The organism is Streptomyces sp. NPDC059850 (assembly GCF_042731515.1).
Lineage (GTDB): Bacteria > Actinomycetota > Actinomycetes > Streptomycetales > Streptomycetaceae > Streptomyces.
The window spans coordinates 49,798-68,313 of sequence record NZ_JBHWJI010000022.1 but is presented as its reverse complement, the minus strand read 5'-3'; the positions used below and the strand labels follow the sequence as shown (position 1 = coordinate 68,313).

General features: G+C 75.0%; 13 protein-coding genes. 10 read left to right on the top strand and 3 right to left on the bottom strand.

The annotated features are described in order from the left end of the window. The first annotated feature begins 43 nt into the window (after positions 1-43). From ACFV9T_RS20120 to ACFV9T_RS20110, 3 genes are all read left to right on the top strand, one after another. Positions 44-3,550: a DNA polymerase III subunit alpha gene (locus ACFV9T_RS20120; protein ID WP_385442107.1), complete on the top strand. Its 3,507-nt coding sequence runs from the start codon at positions 44-46 to the stop codon at positions 3,548-3,550. Next, the gene (locus ACFV9T_RS20115; RefSeq protein ID WP_385442104.1) at positions 3,547-4,749 is read left to right on the top strand and encodes a helix-hairpin-helix domain-containing protein; all 1,203 of its coding nucleotides are present in this window, start codon (positions 3,547-3,549) and stop codon (positions 4,747-4,749) included. Before ACFV9T_RS20120 ends, ACFV9T_RS20115 begins: the two co-directional genes overlap by 4 nt. Before the next feature lie 176 nt (positions 4,750-4,925). Next, entirely contained in the window at positions 4,926-5,789 is an 864-nt protein-coding gene (locus tag ACFV9T_RS20110) for an esterase/lipase family protein (protein WP_385442101.1), read from the top strand. Positions 5,790-5,804: 15 nt separating this feature from the next. On the opposite strand, the gene ACFV9T_RS20105 is transcribed toward ACFV9T_RS20110, so the two are convergent. After that, a complete protein-coding gene (locus tag ACFV9T_RS20105; protein ID WP_385442099.1) occupies positions 5,805-6,221 on the bottom strand; it encodes an organic hydroperoxide resistance protein in 417 nt (138 codons plus the stop codon). A 111-nt stretch (positions 6,222-6,332) separates the two neighbouring features. Between ACFV9T_RS20105 and ACFV9T_RS20100 the strand changes: the two genes are divergently transcribed. After that, positions 6,333-6,836 (top strand): MarR family winged helix-turn-helix transcriptional regulator, encoded by a 504-nt coding sequence (locus ACFV9T_RS20100; RefSeq protein WP_385442097.1) that lies wholly within the window; start codon positions 6,333-6,335, stop codon positions 6,834-6,836. Positions 6,837-6,862: 26 nt separating this feature from the next. Here the strand turns inward: ACFV9T_RS20100 and ACFV9T_RS20095 are convergent, their stop codons facing one another. After that, the gene (locus ACFV9T_RS20095) at positions 6,863-7,639 is read right to left on the bottom strand and encodes a class I SAM-dependent methyltransferase (protein ID WP_385442094.1); all 777 of its coding nucleotides are present in this window, start codon (positions 7,637-7,639) and stop codon (positions 6,863-6,865) included. Next, entirely contained in the window at positions 7,636-8,952 is a 1,317-nt protein-coding gene (locus ACFV9T_RS20090) for an APC family permease (RefSeq protein WP_385442092.1), read from the bottom strand. The genes ACFV9T_RS20095 and ACFV9T_RS20090 overlap by 4 nt, the downstream gene beginning before the upstream one ends. Before the next feature lie 80 nt (positions 8,953-9,032). Here ACFV9T_RS20090 and ACFV9T_RS20085 point away from each other — a divergent pair, with 80 nt between their 5' ends. The 6 genes from ACFV9T_RS20085 to ACFV9T_RS20060 all read left to right on the top strand — a co-directional run bounded on the left by ACFV9T_RS20085 (position 9,033) and on the right by ACFV9T_RS20060 (position 18,469). Then, positions 9,033-9,485 (top strand): Lrp/AsnC family transcriptional regulator, encoded by a 453-nt coding sequence (locus ACFV9T_RS20085; RefSeq protein WP_385442091.1) that lies wholly within the window; start codon positions 9,033-9,035, stop codon positions 9,483-9,485. A gap of 106 nt (positions 9,486-9,591) precedes the next feature. Next, positions 9,592-11,661: a carboxyl transferase domain-containing protein gene (locus ACFV9T_RS20080; protein ID WP_385442088.1), complete on the top strand. Its 2,070-nt coding sequence runs from the start codon at positions 9,592-9,594 to the stop codon at positions 11,659-11,661. Between the two features lie 163 nt (positions 11,662-11,824). Next, positions 11,825-13,054 carry an acetyl-CoA carboxylase biotin carboxylase subunit family protein gene (locus ACFV9T_RS20075; protein ID WP_385442258.1) on the top strand — a complete coding sequence of 410 codons (1,230 nt, stop codon included), beginning with the start codon at positions 11,825-11,827 and terminating at the stop codon, positions 13,052-13,054. Positions 13,055-13,767: 713 nt separating this feature from the next. Continuing rightward, positions 13,768-15,441 (top strand): IucA/IucC family protein, encoded by a 1,674-nt coding sequence (locus tag ACFV9T_RS20070; protein WP_385442256.1) that lies wholly within the window; start codon positions 13,768-13,770, stop codon positions 15,439-15,441. Positions 15,442-15,500: 59 nt separating this feature from the next. Further along, the gene (locus ACFV9T_RS20065) at positions 15,501-17,273 is read left to right on the top strand and encodes an IucA/IucC family protein (protein WP_385442086.1); all 1,773 of its coding nucleotides are present in this window, start codon (positions 15,501-15,503) and stop codon (positions 17,271-17,273) included. Next, positions 17,270-18,469: a type III PLP-dependent enzyme gene (locus ACFV9T_RS20060; RefSeq protein ID WP_385442084.1), complete on the top strand. Its 1,200-nt coding sequence runs from the start codon at positions 17,270-17,272 to the stop codon at positions 18,467-18,469. Before ACFV9T_RS20065 ends, ACFV9T_RS20060 begins: the two co-directional genes overlap by 4 nt. Positions 18,470-18,516: the final 47 nt, after the last annotated feature.

The window sequence follows — 18,516 nt, the reverse complement described above, 5'->3', positions numbered from 1 at the left end:
CAGAGCAGGATCGGCCAGGGGGTGTGAGCAGTGGGAGGTGCGGATGCCAGGCTTCACGCATCTGCACACCGCCTCCGGGTTCTCCCTGCGGTACGGCGCCGCACACCCGGAGCGGCTGGCGACGCGCGCCGCCGAGCGCGGCATGGACGCCATCGCGCTGACCGACCGCGACAGCCTCGCCGGAGCGGTGCGATTCGCCCGGGCGAGTGAGGCCGCGGGCGTCAGGCCGCTCTTCGGCGTGGACCTGGCCGTCCAGCCGGAACCCCAGGACCCGGCCGGGCGCACGGCCCGGCGGCGCACGCCCGTGCGCGGCGGGGCGTTCATCGACGAGTCCACGCCCCGGGTGGTCTTCCTCGCCCGGGACGGCGCCGCCGGGTGGGCCGCCCTGTGCGGGCTGGTCTCCGCCGCCCACGCCGGGCTCGGCCACCCCGGCACCGCCCGTACGAACGGCGACGGACCGCCCCTGCTGCACTGGCGCGACCTGGTGGACACCCCCGGGGCGCTCGCCCCCGTGACCCCGCTCCTCGGCCCGGACTCCGACGTCGGCCGCGCCCTGGCCGCCGGGCGCCCCGACCGGGCCGCCCGGCTGCTCGCCCCCTGGCGCGATCTGTTCGGCGACGCGCTGCGCCTGGAGGCCGTATGGCACGGCCGCACCGGCACCGGGCCCGGCTCGCTGCGGCTGGCCGCCCGTACCGTCGGCTTCGCCGCCGACCAGGGCGTGCGGGCCGTGCTCAGCAACGCCGTCCGCTACGCCGACCCCGGCGAGGGCCCGGTCGCCGACGTCCTGGACTCCGCCCGCAGGCTCGTCCCCATCGACCCGCGCAAGCCCGCCGCGCTCGACAGCGGTGAGCGCTGGCTCAAGGGCCCGCGCGACATGGCGCGCGCCGCCGAGCGGATCGCGGAGGCGGCCGGGCTGCGGCGGGACGGTGCGCACCGGCTGCTGGAGGAGACGGCGCGTACCGCCGCCGCGTGCCTGGTCGACCCCGAGGACCACATCGGCCTCGGTACCGTCCACTTCCCCGAACCGCGCCTGGTCGGCGCGGGGCGGCGGAGCGCCGAGCGGGTGCTGCGGTCGCGCTGCGCCGCCGCCATGGTGCTGCGGGGCTACGACCGCGACCGGGCGCGCTGGGAGCGTCTTGAGGACGAGCTGCGCACCATCGAACGGCTCGGCTTCGCCTCGTACTTCCTCACCGTCGCCCGGGTCGTGGACGACACCCGGGCGCTCGGGGTGCGGGTGGCCGCCCGGGGCTCCGGCGCGGGCTCGTTCGTCAACCATCTGCTCGGCATCGCCCACGCCGACCCCGTGGCCTGCGGTCTGCTGATGGAGCGCTTCCTGTCGGTACGGCGGGCCGCGCTGCCCGACATCGACATCGACGTGGAGTCCGCGCGCCGCCTCGACGTCTACCGCGCGATCTTCGACCGCTTCGGGCCGGAGCGGGTCGCGACCGTCTCGATGCCCGAGACCTACCGGGTGCGGCACGCCGTACGGGACGTGGGCGCGGCCCTCGGCATGGACCCGGCCGAGGTGGACCGGCTCGCCAAGGCCTTCCCGCACATCCGCGCCCGCGACGCGCGGGCGGCGCTCGCCGAACTGCCCGAGCTGAAGGAGGTCGCGGCCGAGCAGGATCGTTTCGGCAAGCTCTGGGAGCTGGTCGAGGCGCTCGACGGCCTGCCCCGGGGCATCGCCATGCACCCCTGCGGGGTGCTGCTCTCGGACGCCGGGCTGCCGGGCCGTACCCCCATCGTGCCGACCAGCGGCGAGGGCTTCCCCATGTCGCAGTTCGACAAGGACGACGTCGAGGAGCTGGGGCTGCTCAAGCTCGACGTCCTCGGCGTACGGATGCAGTCCGCGATGGCGCACGCGGTCGCCGAGATCCGGCGGGCGACGGGTGAGACCGTGGACCTCGACGACCCCGCGCAGGTCCGGCCCGGCGACCCGGCGACCTACGACCTGATCCGCTCCACCGAGACGCTCGGCTGCTTCCAGATCGAATCGCCCGGCCAGCGCGATCTGCTCGGCCGCCTCCAGCCCACCTCCTTCCACGACCTCGTGGTCGACATATCGCTCTTCCGGCCGGGCCCGGTCGCCGCCGACATGGTGCGCCCCTTCATCGACGCCCGGCACGGCCGCCACCCCGCCCGCTATCCGCATCCGGACCTGACCGACGCGCTGCGCGAGACCCATGGGGTCGTCGTCTTCCACGAGCAGATCATCAAGATCCTGTCGATCATGACCGGATGTGAACGGGACCTCGCCGACGAGGCGCGCCGCGCCCTGTCCGACCCCGAACGGCAGGGCCGGGTGCGGGCCTGGTTCCACGCGGAGGCGGGCATGCGGGGGTACTCGGCGGAGGTGCTGGGCCGTACCTGGGAGATCGTCGAGGCGTTCGGTTCGTACGGCTTCTGCAAGGCGCACGCGGTCGCCTTCGCGGTCCCGACGTACCAGTCCGCCTGGCTCAAGGCGCACCATCCGGCGGCCTTCTACGCGGGGCTGCTCACCCACGACCCCGGGATGTACCCGAAGCGGCTGCTGCTGGCGGACGCGCGGCGGCGGGGCGTACCGATCCTGCCGCTCGATGTGAACCGCTCGGGCTCCGACTATCGAATCGAACTGGTGTCTGGGGATGGTGGTGGTGAGGGTGATGGTGGTGTGGGGGTCCGGCTGGCGCTGAGCGACGTCCACGGCATCAGCGAGGCCGAGACGCGGCGGATCGCCGCCGGTCAGCCTTACTCCTCGCTCCAGGACCTGTGGCTGCGCGCCCACCCCGGGCGGCCGGTCGCCGAACGGCTGGCCCAGGTCGGGGCGTTGGACGCGTTCGGTACGGGCCGCCGCGATCTGCTGCTGCACATCGCCGAACTGCACCGGCAGCGCGCCGGGACCCACGACGAGGGTCAGCTGCCGCTGGCCGAAACCGGACCGCCCGCCCCCGCCGGGCTGCCCGACCTCGACGACGGCGAACGCCTCGGCGCCGAGCTGGGCATCCTCGGCATGGACGTCTCCCGCCATCTGATGGCCGACCACCGGGCCTTCCTGGACGAGCTGGGCGCGATGCCCGCGAAGCGGCTGCGGTCGGCCCGGCATGGGGAGACGGTGCTCGTCGCGGGCGCCAAGGCCGCCACCCAGACCCCGCCGATCCGCTCCGGCCGCCGGGTCATCTTCACCACCCTGGACGACGGTACGGGCCTGGTCGACTGCGCCTTCTTCGACGACAGCCACGCCGCCTGCGCGCACACCGTCTTCCACTCCTGGCTGCTGCTGGTGCGCGGGGTCGTCCAGCGCCGTGGCCCGCGCAGCCTCAGCGTCGTCGGATCGGCCGTCTGGAACCTCGCCGAACTGGCCCGGCTGCGGAGCGAAGGCGGTCTGGAGGCGGTCGCCGCCGAGCTGGCGGGCGCGGACCCCGGCGAGAGCGGGGCCGAGGCCGACTCCGGCCGCCGCATCCAGCTGTCCACCGGCTACGCCCTGCACCCCTGGGCCGACCTCCAGCCCGCGGGCGACCAGTCCGCCACCGGCCGCAAACTGTGGCACTCGAGCCCGGGGAGCGCGGGATGAAACCGAACCCGACCGAAGACCCCTCGCTGCCGCCCGGCACCCCGACGCCGTACGACGCCGCGGCGGTCGACTCCGGTGCTGAGCCGGGTGGAGCGTCCGAGCCGGGTTCCGGCGCCGTGCCGGGGACGGGCGCGCCGCGCCCGGCAGGCGCGGGGGATGGTGGGGGGTCGCCGGGCGACGCCGTCGCCGCGGTCGGTGCGGGCGAGGCGCATGTGCTGTACGTGCGGTTCCAGGGCGACGGCGCGCTCGCCGAGGACGTCTATCAGGGGCTGCTCGCGCTGCTCGGCGAGGTGACGCCCGTCGTGGAGGCGCTGCCGCCCGATGCCGCGCTCGCCGATGTCCGGGGCGCGCTGCGGTACTTCGGGCGGGACGCGGCGGGGCTCGCGGAGATCGTACGGGTACGGGCGCTGGCCCGGTACGGCGTCGACTGCACCGTGGGCGTCGCCGCCAACCCCATGCTCGCCCGCATGGCCGCCCACGACACCCCGCCGAACACGCCCGGCACGGTCCGTACCGTGCCCGGCGACCCCGGCGCCGTCGCCGGGTTCCTGGCCCGTAAGCCGCCCATCGCGCTGCCCGGGGTGGGCGCCGCGACGGCCAGGGCCCTGTGTGCGTACGGCCTCGACAGCACCGAGCGGATCGCCGCCGCGCCGCTGGGCACGCTGCAGCGGATCCTCGGTGCGGCGACCGCGCGCCGGGTGCACGCGTGGGCGCACGGCATCGACCCCGCGCCCGTCACCCCGAACGCCCCCGCCCGCGCGGTGGGCGCCGAGCACCGCTTCGACCGCGATGAGCTGGACCCGGTCCGGCGGCGCCGGGCGCTGCTGACGCTCGCCGACGGGCTCGGTATCCGGCTGCGGACGAGCGGGCAGATCGCGTCCCGGGTCAGCCTCACCGTCCGGTACGCGGACCGCTCCTCGACGACCCGTACCCGGACCCTGACCGAGCCGACCGCCCACACCCCGGTGCTGACCGCCGCCGCGTACGCGCTGCATGACGCGCTCGGGCTGCAGCGGGCCCGGGTGCGGTCCGTCGCGCTGCGGGCCGAGGGGCTGATGAGCGCCGAACTCGCCGCCCATCAGCTGTCGTTCGACGCCGAGGACGACAAGGCCCGCCGGGCGGAGGCCGCCGCCGACCGGGCGCGGGCCCGCTTCGGGGTGTCCGCGGTCAGGCCCGCCGGATTCCTGGACGTCGCGTAAGGCGCGGCGTAAGTCCTGGACGTCGCGTAAGGGCTGGGTGAACTTTTCTTCACCGGCACATGGCTGGAAGTCCCCGCTACTCACGCGTAATTTGATCCTCGCGCCATGCGTTTGTGATCCGGGTCACAGGGTGCGCCGTCAGTGCGACTCCATCCCCACCGCGAGGAGTTCATGTGATGCTGCCCTGGAGGCATATCCGTACCTTAGTGCCCGCCCTGGCCCTGGCGGTCGCGGCGGCGACCGCGGCCCCCGCCGCCGCGGTCGCCCAGTCGTCGCAGGCCACCAGCAGCGGCTGGAACGACTACTCCTGCAAGCCCTCCGCCCAGCACCCCCGGCCCGTCGTCCTCGTCCACGGCACCCTCGGCAACTCCGTCGACAACTGGCTCGGGTTCGCCCCGTATCTGGTCGACCGCGGCTACTGCGTCTTCTCCCTCGACTACGGCCAGCTCCCCGGCGTGCCCTTCTTCCACGGGCTCGGTCCCGTCGACCGGTCCGCCGGGCAGCTGTCCTCGTACGTCGACCGGGTGCTCGCCGCCACCGGGACCTCCGAGGTCGATCTGGTCGGCCACTCCCAGGGCGGGATGATGCCCCGCTACTACCTCAAGTTCCTCGGCGGCGCGGCGAAGGTGAACGCGCTGGTCGGCCTCGCCCCGTCCAACCACGGCACGACCCTGCTCGGGCTGACGAAGCTGCTGGACTTCTTCCCGGGGCTCGACGAGGCCATCGCCAAGGCGGCCCCGGGGCTGCGGGATCAGGTGGCCGGGTCGGACCTGCTGAACCGGCTCAACGCGGGCGGCGACACCGTGCCCGGAGTCCGGTACACCGTCATCGCCACCCGGTACGACGAGGTGGTCACGCCGTACCGCAGCCAGTTCCTGACCGGTCCGGACGTCAAGAACGTCGTCCTCCAGGACCTGTGCGCCACCGATCTGTCCGAGCACCTGACCATCGCGATGACGGACCGGCTCGCCTTCCACGAGGCCGTCAACGCCCTCGACCCGGCGCACGCCACGCCCACGACCTGCGCCTCGGACGACTGACGTTGCCCATCGGGCCTATTCGGAGATCAGGTCGACCTCGACATTGCCCTGTGTCGCCTTCGAGTACGGGCACACCTGGTGCGCCTGCTCGACCAGCTTGCGGCCGGTCTCGTTCTCCAGGTCGCCCGGCAGCTCGACGCGCAGCGTCACCTTGAGGGCGAAGCCGCCGTCCGACTCGTCCTTGCCGATGCCGACCTCGGCGGTGACGGAGATGTCCTTGGTGTCCACCTTGGCCTGGCGGCCGACGAGGCCGAGGGCGCTCGCGAAGCAGGCGGCGTAGCCCGCGGCGAACAGCTGCTCCGGGTTGGTGCCCTGGCCGTCGCCGCCGAGGGCGGGCGGCATGGCGAGGGGCAGGTCGAGGCGGCCGTCGGAGCTGACGGCGCGTCCGTCGCGGCCGTTCGCCGTGGCCACCGCGGTGTAGAGCGCATCCATGAAGACCAATCCCTTTCGAGTCCCGGCGGCCGGGGGTTCCGGCCAGGTCCGGCAGTGGCCTCAGTAGAGCACACAATTAAATTGTGCACAACTAAGAGGTACGCTGGTCATATGTCACCTCAGCCCGACCCGCTTCCCGCGCAGAACGGGGCCGCCACGGCGGACGATCCGCTCCGGCTCGATCTGCAGCTCTGCTTCGCCCTGCACGCCGCCTCGCGCGCGTTCGGCGGTGTCTACCGACGGGTGCTGCGCGAGACGGAGCTGACGTACCCGCAGTACCTGGCGCTGCTGGTGCTGTGGGAGCACGGCGAGATGCCGGTCAAGCAGCTGGGCGAGTATCTGCGGCTCGATTCGGGCACCCTGTCGCCGCTGCTCAAGCGCATGCAGTCGGCCGGGCTCGTCGAACGCGAGCGCAGCGCGCACGACGAGCGCTCGGTTACGGTCCGGGCGACGGCGGAGGGCGAGGCGCTTAAGGAGCAGGCCCGCGAGGTCCCCCTGAAGGTGATCCGGTCGACCGGCCTGGACCGGGAGGAACTGGTCGATCTGCGGTCGCGGGTCCAGCGGCTGACGGCGGCGCTCGACGCGGCGCTGGCCGACGACGAGGACACCCCCTAGGGCGCCCTCCCCGCCGGGAGCAGCCGTCAGACGGGCTTGACCGCCGCCAGGACGTGCATGCCGCGCGGCCCCGGCGCGTCGTGCACCACTTCGAGACCCGCGTCCCGGCACCGGTCGGCGAGCCAGTCGGCGGCGATCCGCAGCTTCGGATACGCCCCGGTGCGCAAGCGCCAGCCCTCGGATGTGCGGACGTGCAGCAGATCGTGGACCAGCACGGTGTGTTCGTCGCGGTACTCGAGGAAGCAGGTGAGGATGCGGTCCGCGTCGCTCCGTACCGGCAGGAAGCGGTCCGTACCCTCCAGGGGCCGGGTCAGATCGCGGTACGTGAGGACCAGCCGGCCGCCGGGGGCGAGCGCGCGGCTCGCGTCCGCGACAAGGGTGAGCACGTCGTCCTTGGCGGGCAGATGGGTCAGGGTGTCGCCCATGCACACGATCCCGGCCACGCCGCCCGGGGCGGTGATCCGGGGCAGCGCGGTGCGGATGTCCTCCCGGACGGGACGTATCGACGTACCGGGGAAGTCGGCGGCGGCCGCGGTGAGTTCGTCCAGCAGGGCTTGACTCGTGTCCACCGCGGCGATGTGGAAGAAGCCGAGTGACGCGAGCGCCAGCGTCTGGGCGCCGGGTCCGCATCCGAGGTCGACGGCGCGAGCGCGGCCGGGGCCCGGGGCCACGCCCAGCTCACGCAGCAGTACGGTCTGCTGCTCGGCCGCCGCCGCGAGATCACCCCCGGTCATCCAGGTGTAGTGGGCGGCCAGCAGCCGCTCGTAGTGGGTCTCGGCGGAGGTGCCGACGGACGCGGTCATACGGGGTTCTCCTCGGGAGCGGGGACACGGCGGCGGAGCCGCGTCTGGAAGCACAGGGCCGCGGCCGCCAGGGCCAGCGGTATCACCAGCAGGACGCCGGAGAGGGCGAGGACGGTCGCGGTGATCGCCGCGCTGCCGACGGCCGACCACCACAGGGGCGTACGGCGCGGCAGCAGCATCAGCGCCGCCAGCAGCCCGGCCAGGGTGACCGCGGCCAGGCAGGTGGAGGTCGCGCGCATCAGCCCGTCGAGCCCCGCCGCGCCGCCCGCCGCCAACGCCCCGACCGCCACACATCCGGCGGCGAGCACGGCCAGGCTGCGCCGCGGCACCTCGCCGGGCACACCGCCCCGGGCCAGCCACCGGGGCGCGGCGCCGTCGCGGGCGAGGGCGGCACCGAGCCGGGCGGCGCCCGCGACATAGGAGTTGACGGCGCCGAAGGTGAGGAACAGCGCCGCGACGGCGGCCACCGCGCGCGCCGCGCCGCCCACGCTGCGGGTCAGCAGCGCGGTCAGCGGGGTGTCGGTGGCCGCGGCGGCGGGGCCGAGCGCGCCGACCGTCACGATCGCGAGCCCCAGGTACAGCACGCTGACCACGGCGAGCGTGAGCGCGGTGACGCGCGGCAGATCGCGCCGCGGATCCGCGAATTCGGCGGACAGGTGGCTGGCCGCCTCCCACCCCGCGAACGCGAAGAAGAGCACCCCCGCCGCCGAGCCGACCGAGCCCCAGCCGCCCGGCATGAACGGCGTGAAGTGCGCGGCGCGCACCTGGGGCGCCGCCGCGAGAACCGCCGCCAGCAGCAGCGCCGTCAGCAGCCCGACCAGCAGCAGCTGCACCCGGCTGGACAGCCGCAGCCCGCGGCAGTTGGCGGCGAGCGCGGCCGCCAGGACCAGCGCGGCCACGGCCGCCGTCCCCGTACCGCCCCAGCCGGTGGCGGCCGTGACGTACTGCCCGCCGATCCACGCGGCCGCGACCACGCCGACCGGTACGGCCCCGTAGAACCACCACCCCACGACCGCCGCCGCACGCGGCCCGACGGCCCGGTGGACGTACGTGGCCACCCCGCCGCCGTCCGGGAACCGGGCGCCGAGCGCCGCGAAGCACGCGGCGACCGGCACGCTCGTCACCAGCAGGGCGGCCCACGCCAGAACCGAGGCGGGCCCGGCGGCCGCGGCCGCGAGCGCGGGCAGCGCGAGCACCCCGGGCCCGAGGACGGCGCCCACGTACAGGGCGGTGCCGCCCCCGGAGCCGAGGCGGCGGGGTGAGGTGAGGGGCGGTCGCGCAGGAGTGGACAGCTTGGCCCGTTGTGCGGTCATGCCGAGGAAAGCTAGCTGGTCAGCCGGGTATGTGGGGGACTCGCCGAACGAAATTCGGCGAGCCTGGGATCATGCTCGCCATGGACGAACTTGATACGGCGATCGTCCGCGAACTCCAGCGCGACGCACGCCAGACCAACCGCGAACTCGCCCGCACCCTCGGCATCGCCCCCTCCACCTGCCTGGAGCGGGTCCGGGGGCTGCGCAACCGTGGCGTGATCACCGGCTATCGGGCGACGGTCGACCTGCGTGCCCTGGGCCGCCCGGTCCAGGCCCTTCTCGCGGTCCGGATCCGGCCGTTGAGCCGGGAGGTCATCGAGGGGTTCAAGGCGTACCTGGTCACGCTGCCCGAGGTGCTGTCGGTGTACGTGGTCGCGGGCGGCGACGACTTCCTGGTCCATGTGTCGGTGCCCGATGTGGACCGGCTGCACGCCTTCCTGATGGACCGTGTCTCGGGCCGTAAGGAGGTCGTGGACTTCCGCAGTTCGATCATCTACCAGCATGTGGCGGGCGATGTGATCAGCGAGTTGTGATCACCGAGTGGTGATCGCCGGACGCGATGCGATCGCCCGCGGCCGGTGCGGATCAGCACCTGCCGGGAATGATTGAGCGGCATCGGATGCGTGGAAGGTGTCAGACATGACCGGAACTCATCCCCGCGCGGGCGCCGGCAAGGCCCGCAAGTCCGCCATCGAGCTGGTCGAGACCTTCCTCGACCCCGGCAGTCGGCGCGGCTGGGACCAGCCGGTCGAGATCACCACGACCGACCCCGACTACCGGGCCGACCTGGAGCGCGCCCGCGAGCGCACCGGGCTCGACGAGTCGGTGATCACGGGGGAGGGGCGCATCGAGGGGCGCCGGGTCGCGTATGTGGCCTGCGAGTTCCGCTTCCTCGCCGGTTCGATCGGGGTCGCGGCGGGGGAGCGGCTGGTGCGCGCCGTCGAGCGCGCCACGGCGGAACGGCTCCCGCTGCTGGCCGCCCCGGCGTCCGGCGGGACCCGGATGCAGGAGGGCACGGTCGCGTTCCTGCAGATGGTGAAGGTGGCGGCGGCGATAACCGACCACAAGGCCGCGGGCCTGCCGTACCTGGTGCATGTGCGCCACCCCACCACCGGCGGCGTCCTCGCCTCCTGGGGCTCCCTGGGCCACGTCACCGCCGCCGAACCGGGCGCCCTCATCGGCTTCATGGGCCCCCGGGTGCACGAGGCCCTGTACGGCGAGGAGTTCCCGGCGGGCGTCCAGGTGGCCGAGAACCTGATGAACCACGGCCTGATCGACGCGGTCCTCCCGACGAGCCGCCTCGCGGAGGTCGCGGCGCGCGTGCTCCGCGTCCTGTGTGGCGACGATGCCCTGCCACCCCGCCCGGCGGGTTCCGGCCCCGGGGTCGAGGGCGGGTCCTCCGGGTGCGGCCCCACGGGCGACGCGTCGGATGTCCCGGCCGCTGGGCAAGGTGGCGTGACTGGTGCTGCGGCGGGCCGGGGCGGTGTGCCGTCCGCTTCTGCGGCGGGCCTGGGTGCCGCAGCCGAGCCGTGCCTCGGTGCGGGCGAGGTGGTGCCCGGCGCGGAACGCCCCGCGACCCCCTCCGAGTCCGGCCCCGCGAGCGGAATGCCGGACGCCCCGGCCGCGCGGGCGGCCGGTGGGGGTGCGGGTAGCGGTGCCTCGGGCGGGCTCGCGGCAACCGGGGCTGCGGATGCCGGGCCTGGTTCGCCGTCGACCGGGTCGGAGGCTGAGCGTGGTGCGGTGGACGCGGCGGCTGCCGGGGCTGCCGGGCCTTCTGCGGTGCGGGGCGGCGCGCCGTCCGCGTCCGTTTCCGGCGCGGCTGCCGGGGGCGAGGGTGCGGGTGGCGGTGCCCCGGGTGGGTCCGCCGCAGCCGGGCCACGCCCCGGCGGGGGCGGAGTGGCCGGGGCGGGGGCTACGGCGGTGGGGCCCTCGGCCGAGGAGTCGATCCGGGCCTCGCGGCGGGGGGATCGGCCCGGGGTGCGGGATCTGTTGCGGGTCGCGGCGGAGGACGTGAGTCCGCTCAGCGGGACCGGCGCCGGGGAGCACGATCCCGGGCTGCTGCTCGCCCTCGCGCGCGTCGGCGGGGTGCCGTGCGTGGTGCTCGGGCACAACCGGGGCGGGCGGCGGGGCAGTGCGCGCGCGTCGGCCGAGGGACAGCCGCTGGGGCCCGCCGGGCTGCGTACCGCGCGGCGCGGGATGCACATCGCGGCCGAGCTGGGGCTGCCGCTGCTCACCGTCATCGACACCGCGGGCGCGGCGCTCAGCCGCGAGGCCGAGGAGGGCGGGCTGGCGGGGGAGATCGCCCGGTGCCTCGCGGACATGGTGACGCTGCCCGCGCCCACCCTCTGCCTGCTGCTCGGCCAGGGCGCGGGCGGGGTCGCGCTCGCGCTGCTGCCCGCCGACCGGGTCGTGGCGGCGCGGCACGCCTGGCTGTCGCCGCTGCCGCCCGAGGGCGCGTCGGCCATCCTCCACCGGACCACGGACCGGGCGTACGAGGTCGCCGACCGGCAGGGGGTGCGCTCCGCCGACCTCCTGGCCAGCGGAATCGTCGATAGAGTGGTGGAGGAGGACGGGGAGGAGAGCGACGGCTTCCTCGCACGCCTCGGGCACATCCTCGGCGCCGAACTCGCCGCCCTCCGCGCCCAGGACCCCGCCGAGCGGATGGCCGCCCGCCGGGCGCGGCACCGCCGGATCGGGCTGCCGAGCTGACGACGTGGACGGCGTGGACGGCGTAACAGGGCCAAACGGGCGGCCCGGCCAGCCGAATTGGCAGTCTTAGGTATACCTAACCTAATCTCGGCTCGTGAACGAGAATGATCTCGGCACGGCACCCCGGCCGTTCTCCACCCCTGCCCCTGCCCACTCCGCGCGAATCCACTTTCTCGCCCTCAACCCCACCGACTCCGTCACCGAAGGCTTCCTCCCCGCCGCCGCCCGCCTCGGCCTGTCCGTCACCCTCCTCACGGACCAGCCCGAGGCGCACGAGCGCGCGTACGCCCGCTACGCGGCCCGAGGCGGGCAGCTCCCCGCCGCGCTCGACGTCGCCCCCTGCGACGTACGGGACTTCCGCGAGGTCATCAGCCGGATCGCCGCCACCCCGGACACCCCAGCCCCCCGGGCCGTCTTCACCAACAGCGACCACCTCCAGACCCAGGCCGCCCTCGCCGCCGAGTACTTCGGCCTCCCCGGCAAGGACTGGCGCGCCGCCCTCCGCGCCAAGAACAAGGCCGAGCTGCGCCGCGCCCTCGCCGCGGCCGGGGCCGACACGGTGTGGTCCACCGAACTCGGCACCGGCGACGACCCGTCCACCCTCGCCGACCTCGACGCGCCCTTCCCCTGCGTCGTCAAGCCGCGCGAGGGCGTGGCCAGCGAGGACGTCGTCCTCGTCGCCGACGCCGCCGAACTCGTCCGCAGCTGCCATGAGATACGCGCCCACCGGCCCGGCGCGGCGCTGGTGATCGAGGAGTACCTGCACGGCGAACTGCGCACCCTCGAAACCCTCGGCGACGGCCACACCCTCCACGTCCTCGGCGCCTTCCGCACCGACGTCTCGCCGCCCCCGCACTTCATCGAGGAACGGCTGCATCTGCTGCCCGCCCCGCCCCCGCAGCCCCACACCGGCCAGGTGCTGGCACAGCTCCGGGCGCTGGGAGTAGGATTCGGCGCTTGCCATACCGAATACGTCGTCCAGGGCGACCGGGCCCGCCTCATCGAGGTCAACTACCGTGCCATCGGCGACCAGTGCGACCTGGTGCTCGCGGAACTCCTCGGCATCCCGCTCTTCGAGCACATTCTCCGTACCCACCTCGGCGAACCGCTCCCGGCCGACCTCGGCGCCCGCACGGATGGGCGGGTCCGCATGGAGTACGTCATGGCCGACCGCCCGGGCCGCCTCGTCGCCGCCCCGGCGGCGAACGTGACCGAACGCGACGGCGTACGGCTCGACTACCGCCCGCTGCGCGAGATCGGCGAGGACCACCCCCTCTACCGGACCAACCGCGACTTCCTCGGCGTCCTGCGCGCGACCGGCACCGACCAGGGCCGGATCGACGCGGCCGTGACGGAGTTCCTGGCGGCCCACCGGTGGGAGATCGCGTCATGAGCCGCGCGGAAGGGGAGGAGGCCGAGGAGGAACTCCTCGGCCGGGTGCTCGACACCCTGCTCCGGGAGGACGCGTACCACCTGCGCGGCCGCGCCCGCACCGTGCGCCGCGCCGACGGCGACTGGCTGCGCATCGCGCTGAGGGAGGGCGGAAACGTGCTGCTGCCGGTGGAACCGGAAGGCTTCCAGTGCGAGATCCGCGCCCGCAGGCCGGTGACCCTGGAACACGAACCGCCACCCCCGACCGGGGTTTCCACCCCCGGACACGGAGCTGCGCCGGTCCCGGCGGCCCCCGCGCCACACCGTGCCGTCGCCCAGCCCGGACCGGGCAGTACGGCAGCGGGCGGCGCGGTGCTGCCCGGGGCCGGGAGCCCCGGCCCCGCCGTGGCCGGTGGCGGACACGCCGCCGCGCCGGGCGCGGTCGACGGGCAGCCCGCGCCGGTCGGCGGCGGTGCCGACGGGCGGAGCGCCGCGGAGAGCGGCGGACCCGTGCGGGGAGACCGCGCCTGTGCCGGTGGGCCGGGCCCTGACGAGGCGGCGCCTTCGGCCGAGCCGGACCCGGACCGTACCGGCGAGGGCCGCGCGGCGCAGCCCTCGGCCGGGAGCCCCGGCACCGGGCCTGCCCGTGCCGGGCACGTCGCGGGGGCGCCCGGTGCGGCCGGGGGCGGCGCCGGGCCGCGAGCCGTCGCGGCAGGCCCCGCCGCGCCGCGCCGGGTGGTCGCCAACACCGGGTCGGGCGCGACGGAAGCGGGCCGCGCCGAGCGGCCCGACGGGCGGGACGCCGCAGATGGCGGTGGCGAGCCCGGGCAGGAGGACCGTGCCGTCGCGGCGGGCCCCCGCGACGGGGCCCCGGCCGTCGTACTGCGCGGGCTCGGCGCCGTCCTCGGGCGGCTGCGGGGGGCCGTGGCGGAGGAGGACCGGGAGCTGTACGACGTCTTCGTGGGGGAGTGCCACCGGGCGCTGGACGCCACGCGGCTGCACGACCGCGTCCGGCCCGGCGTCGTGCGGGGGCTGGCCGTGCGGTACGGGGAGAGCGGGCGGTGGGCCGGGATGGCCGGGGCCGTCGCGTACGACACCCTCGCAGCCTTCCGTGACCACCCCGTCTACCCGACCAGCCGCGGCCGGTCCGTGTTCACCGAGGACGCCCTGCGCGCCCACGCGCCCGAGTTCGCGCCCGGCTTCGGCTTGCGCTGGCTCGCCCTGCCGCGCACTGCGATCGGCGGGGATCCGGAGCGGCTGCCCGCGTGGTGGCCGAGCCCCGGGGAGCTGGGGCTGCCCGCACGGCTCGACGCCGACCACCTCGCGTTCCCCGTCCATCCGCTCACCGTCGGCAGCTCCCTCACCGACGCGCTCGACGCGACCGGGCTCCGGCCACGGGCGCAGCTCGCCGAGGGGCCGTGGCTGGACGTGCGGCCCACGCTGTCGATGCGGACCGTCGCCGTCGACGACGACCCGCTCACCCACCTCAAGCTGCCGCTCACCACCGCCACCCTGGGGATGCGCAACCGGCGGACCGTCAAGCCGGGCACGCTCGTCGACGGCGAGGTGGCGCAGCGCCTGGTGGAGGAGGTGATCTCGCGCGAGCCCCGGTTCAAGGACACCGTGCTGCTGGCCGACGAGACCACCCATCTCCACGCCGGGCACGAGCTGCTGGCCACCCTCGTCCGCCGCTATCCGCCGGGCCTGGAGAACGCCCAGGTCGTGCCGGTGGCCGGGCTGCTGGCCCGGACCCCGGACGGCAGGCTCGTGGCGGACGTGCTCGCCGAGCGGCACTACGGCGGGGATCTGCTCGCGCTGTTCGACGCGTACCTCACCCTCCTCTTCGACTTCCACACCACCCTCTTCGCCTACGGCATCGCGCTGGAGTCGCATCAGCAGAACACCTCCCTCGTCTTCGACGGCACCGGCGGCCCGGCCACCCCCCGACTGCGGCTGCTCATCAAGGACCACGACGGCCCGCGCGTCCACGCGATACGGCTCGCCGCCATGATCGGCGGGGGCGAGGCCGCGGACCTGTGCGGATTCGACGACCGCCGCATCCTGACCGGCGGCGACGGCCCGGTGGCGGACGTGTTCACCACCATCACCGTCCATCTGTGCGCCGCCGCGCCCGCCTTCGAGCTGGCCACCCTCGGCCGCGCCCCCCTGGACGCCCTGCTGCGGCGGCTGCGCGACCGGCTCGGCGAGGCCGTCGAACGGACCGGCGCGGTCTACCCCGGGCGGGCCGCCGCCGTGCTGCGCGCCCGGGTGCTGGGCGCGGACCGGCTGCCGGTCAAGGCGATGGTGAGCGCGGGCACGCTGTTCACCAAGGCCCGGTCGGGCGCCGCCGACGTCAACAAGCACTACGTGACCGGGCCCAACTACCTTCTGCGGGGGCGCGGCAGATGACGGCCGCGACCTCCTTATCCCTCCGCCTCTCTCCTCTCCGCACCCGCTGGAGCCGCTCCATGCCTACGACCTCCTCGCCCTCTTCGGCCGTCTCGCCGGTCTCGCCGGAATCGCCCGCCACGGCGCCGGTTTCCGCCGACCACGCGACCGCCCACACCCTGCTCAACTGTCTGCTGCGCGAGGTATCGGGCCCGGAACACCAGACCGTCGTGGCCGACGGCCGGCTGCGGCTGCGGCTGCCCCGCAGCGGGGTGCTGCTGCGGGTGGGGCTGCGCCGTACGTCGCTGATCGGCGCGCACCGGTTCACCGGACCGGTCAGCGAACAGCGCGACGGCGACTGGGCGGAGGTCTCCTGGCGCGGCCTGGCCGAGCGCGTCCAGCGGGAACTCCAGCTGCGCACGGGGGTCCGCAACGACGAGTTCCTGGCGCAGGTCGCTTCCAGCCACGCGGGCATGACGGCCGCCCTCCAGGAGCGCGAGAAGGCCACGGGGAACCCTGTCCCCGACGCCTATCTGGCCTCCGAGCAGTCCCTCTTCTTCGGCCACCGCTTCCACCCCACCCCCAAGGCCCGCACCGGAAGCCCCGCCTCCTGGTCGCTGTTCGCGCCCGAGGCCGGGGCCCGCTTCCCGCTGCACCACCTCGCCGTGCGCCGGGAGTACGTACGGGAGGAGACCGCGCACCCCGGGGCGCTGGCGGCCCTCGACCGCCAGCGGCCGGTCCCCGACGGCTACCGGCTGCTGCCCGCCCACCCCTGGCAGTACGCCATGCTCCGCGAGCACCGGGTGCTGCGGGCCGCGCTCGACCGGGGCGACGTCCTCGACCTGGGGCCCGGCGGGCCGGACTTCGCGCCGACCGCCTCGGTCCGCACGCTCTACGACGGCCGGGACTTCCTCAAGTTCAGCCTGAACGTGCGCATCACCAACTGCCTCCGCAAGAACGCCGACTACGAGCTGTCCGGCGCCGTCGCCCTCACCCGGCTGCTGGAGCCCGTCGCCGCCGACCTCGCCGCCCGCTTCCCCGGCGCCGACCTGCTGCGCGAACCCGGCTACCGCACCCTCGACCTCGCCGACCGCCATCTGTCCGAGGGCTTCGGCGTGATCGTCCGCGAGGGTCTTGATGTCCGGCTGCGGCCGGGGCTGACCGGGCTGCTGGCGGCGGCCGTCGCCGACGAGTACCCGACGAGCGGCGCCCAGCTCTCCCACCTCCTCGGCGGCACCGGGCCCGAGCACGCGCTCGCCTGGTGGCAGGCGTATCTCGACCTCCTCGTACCGCCCGTGCTGGCCGCCTACTTCGACCACGGAGTGGTCCTCGAACCCCACCTCCAGAACGTGGTCGTCGGCGTGGACACCACCGGCACCCCGCGCCAGGTGCTCTTCCGCGACCTGGAGGGCACCAAGCTGGTGCCCGGCCACCACACCGCCGCGCTCGCCGCACTCCCCGAGGCGGTGGCCCGCCCCATGACGTACGAGCGGGAGCGCGGCTGGGACCGGGTGGTGTACTGCCTGCTGGTCAACCACCTCGCCGAGATGGTCGCCGCCCTCGCCGACCGCCACCCCCGCCTGGAGCCCGACCTGTGGTCGGCGGTCCGCCGCGTCCTCGTCGAACGCTCCGCCGCCCACGACGACCCGCCCGCGCTGCGCGCCCTGGTGGCGGGCGTCCCGCTGCCCGCCAAGGCCAACCTGCTGACGCGCTGGGGCCGCAAGGCCGACCGCGACGCCGGTTACGTCCGTATCGCCAGCCCGCTCGCCTCCGACCTGCTGTCCGAGGCGGCCCTCGCCTCCGACCTGCTGTCCGAGGCGGCCCGTGTCATCGCCCCCGGGAGCGCCCGTTGAACAACGCGTACCTCACCCCCTCGGCCGCCGCCCTCGCCGAGCGCCTGACCGGGGACGGCCTCCCCGCGTACGTCTACGACCTCACCGCCCTCGCCGCCCACGCCCAGGAGATACGGGCCGCCCTCCCGCCGCGCGTCGAGCTGTACTACGCGGCGAAGGCCAACCCGGAACCCCCGGTCCTGCGCGCGCTCGCCCCGTACGTCACCGGCTACGAGGTCGCCTCGGGCGGCGAGCTGGCGCACGTCCGCGAGGCCGTCCCCGAGCGGCCGCTCGCCTTCGGCGGACCGGGCAAGACGGAGACGGAGCTGCGGCGGGCGCTGGCGCTGGGGGTGGAGCGGTTCCACGTGGAGAGCGAGCACGAACTACGCCTCCTGTCCTCCCTCGCCGACCTCACCGACCGCCCGGTGGACGTCCTGCTCCGGGTCAACCTCCCCCTGACGGACGAGGCGCTGGGCGGCGCGGCGCTCGCCATGGGCGGCCGCCCCAGCCCCTTCGGCCTCGACCCCGAGCGGGTCGAGGACTGCCTGCCGCTCTTCACCCCGGACGGCCCGCTCCGCCCGCGCGGCATCCACGCCCACCTGGCGAGCGGCCTGGACGCCCCGACCCAGACCGCCGTGGCCGCGCGGATCGCCGCGTGGACGAGCGAGCTGTCGGACCGTCACGCCCTCGGCCTGACCGAGGTCAACGTCGGCGGCGGCATGGCCGTGGACTACGCCCGCCCCGACACCCGCTTCGACTGGAAGGCGTACGGCGCGGGCCTGGCCGGGGTCGCCGACCGGCACCCCGGACTGACCCTGCGGATCGAGCCGGGCCGGGCGCTGACCGCGTACTGCGGCTGGTATGTCACGGAGGTGCTGGACCTCAAGCACAGCCGCGGCGAGGCGTTCGCGGTGCTCCGCGGCGGCACCCACCACCTGCGCACCCCGGCCGCCAAACAGCACGACCACCCCTTCCAGACGCTCCCCACCACCGATTGGCCCCACCCCTGGCCCCGCCCCGCCGCCCGCGACGAACCGGTCACCCTGGTCGGCCAGCTGTGCACCCCCAAGGACGTCCTGGCCCGCGGCGTCCCGCTCACGGAGCTGCGCGCGGGCGACCGCGTCGCCTTCGCGCTGGCGGGCGCGTACGCCTGGAACATCTCGCACCACGACTTCCTCATGCACCCGGAGCCGGGCTTCCACTACCTCGGGGAGTGACCGTGTGACCTGCTCGGATGACCGGCAAGGGCTAAGCTGGGAGCAGC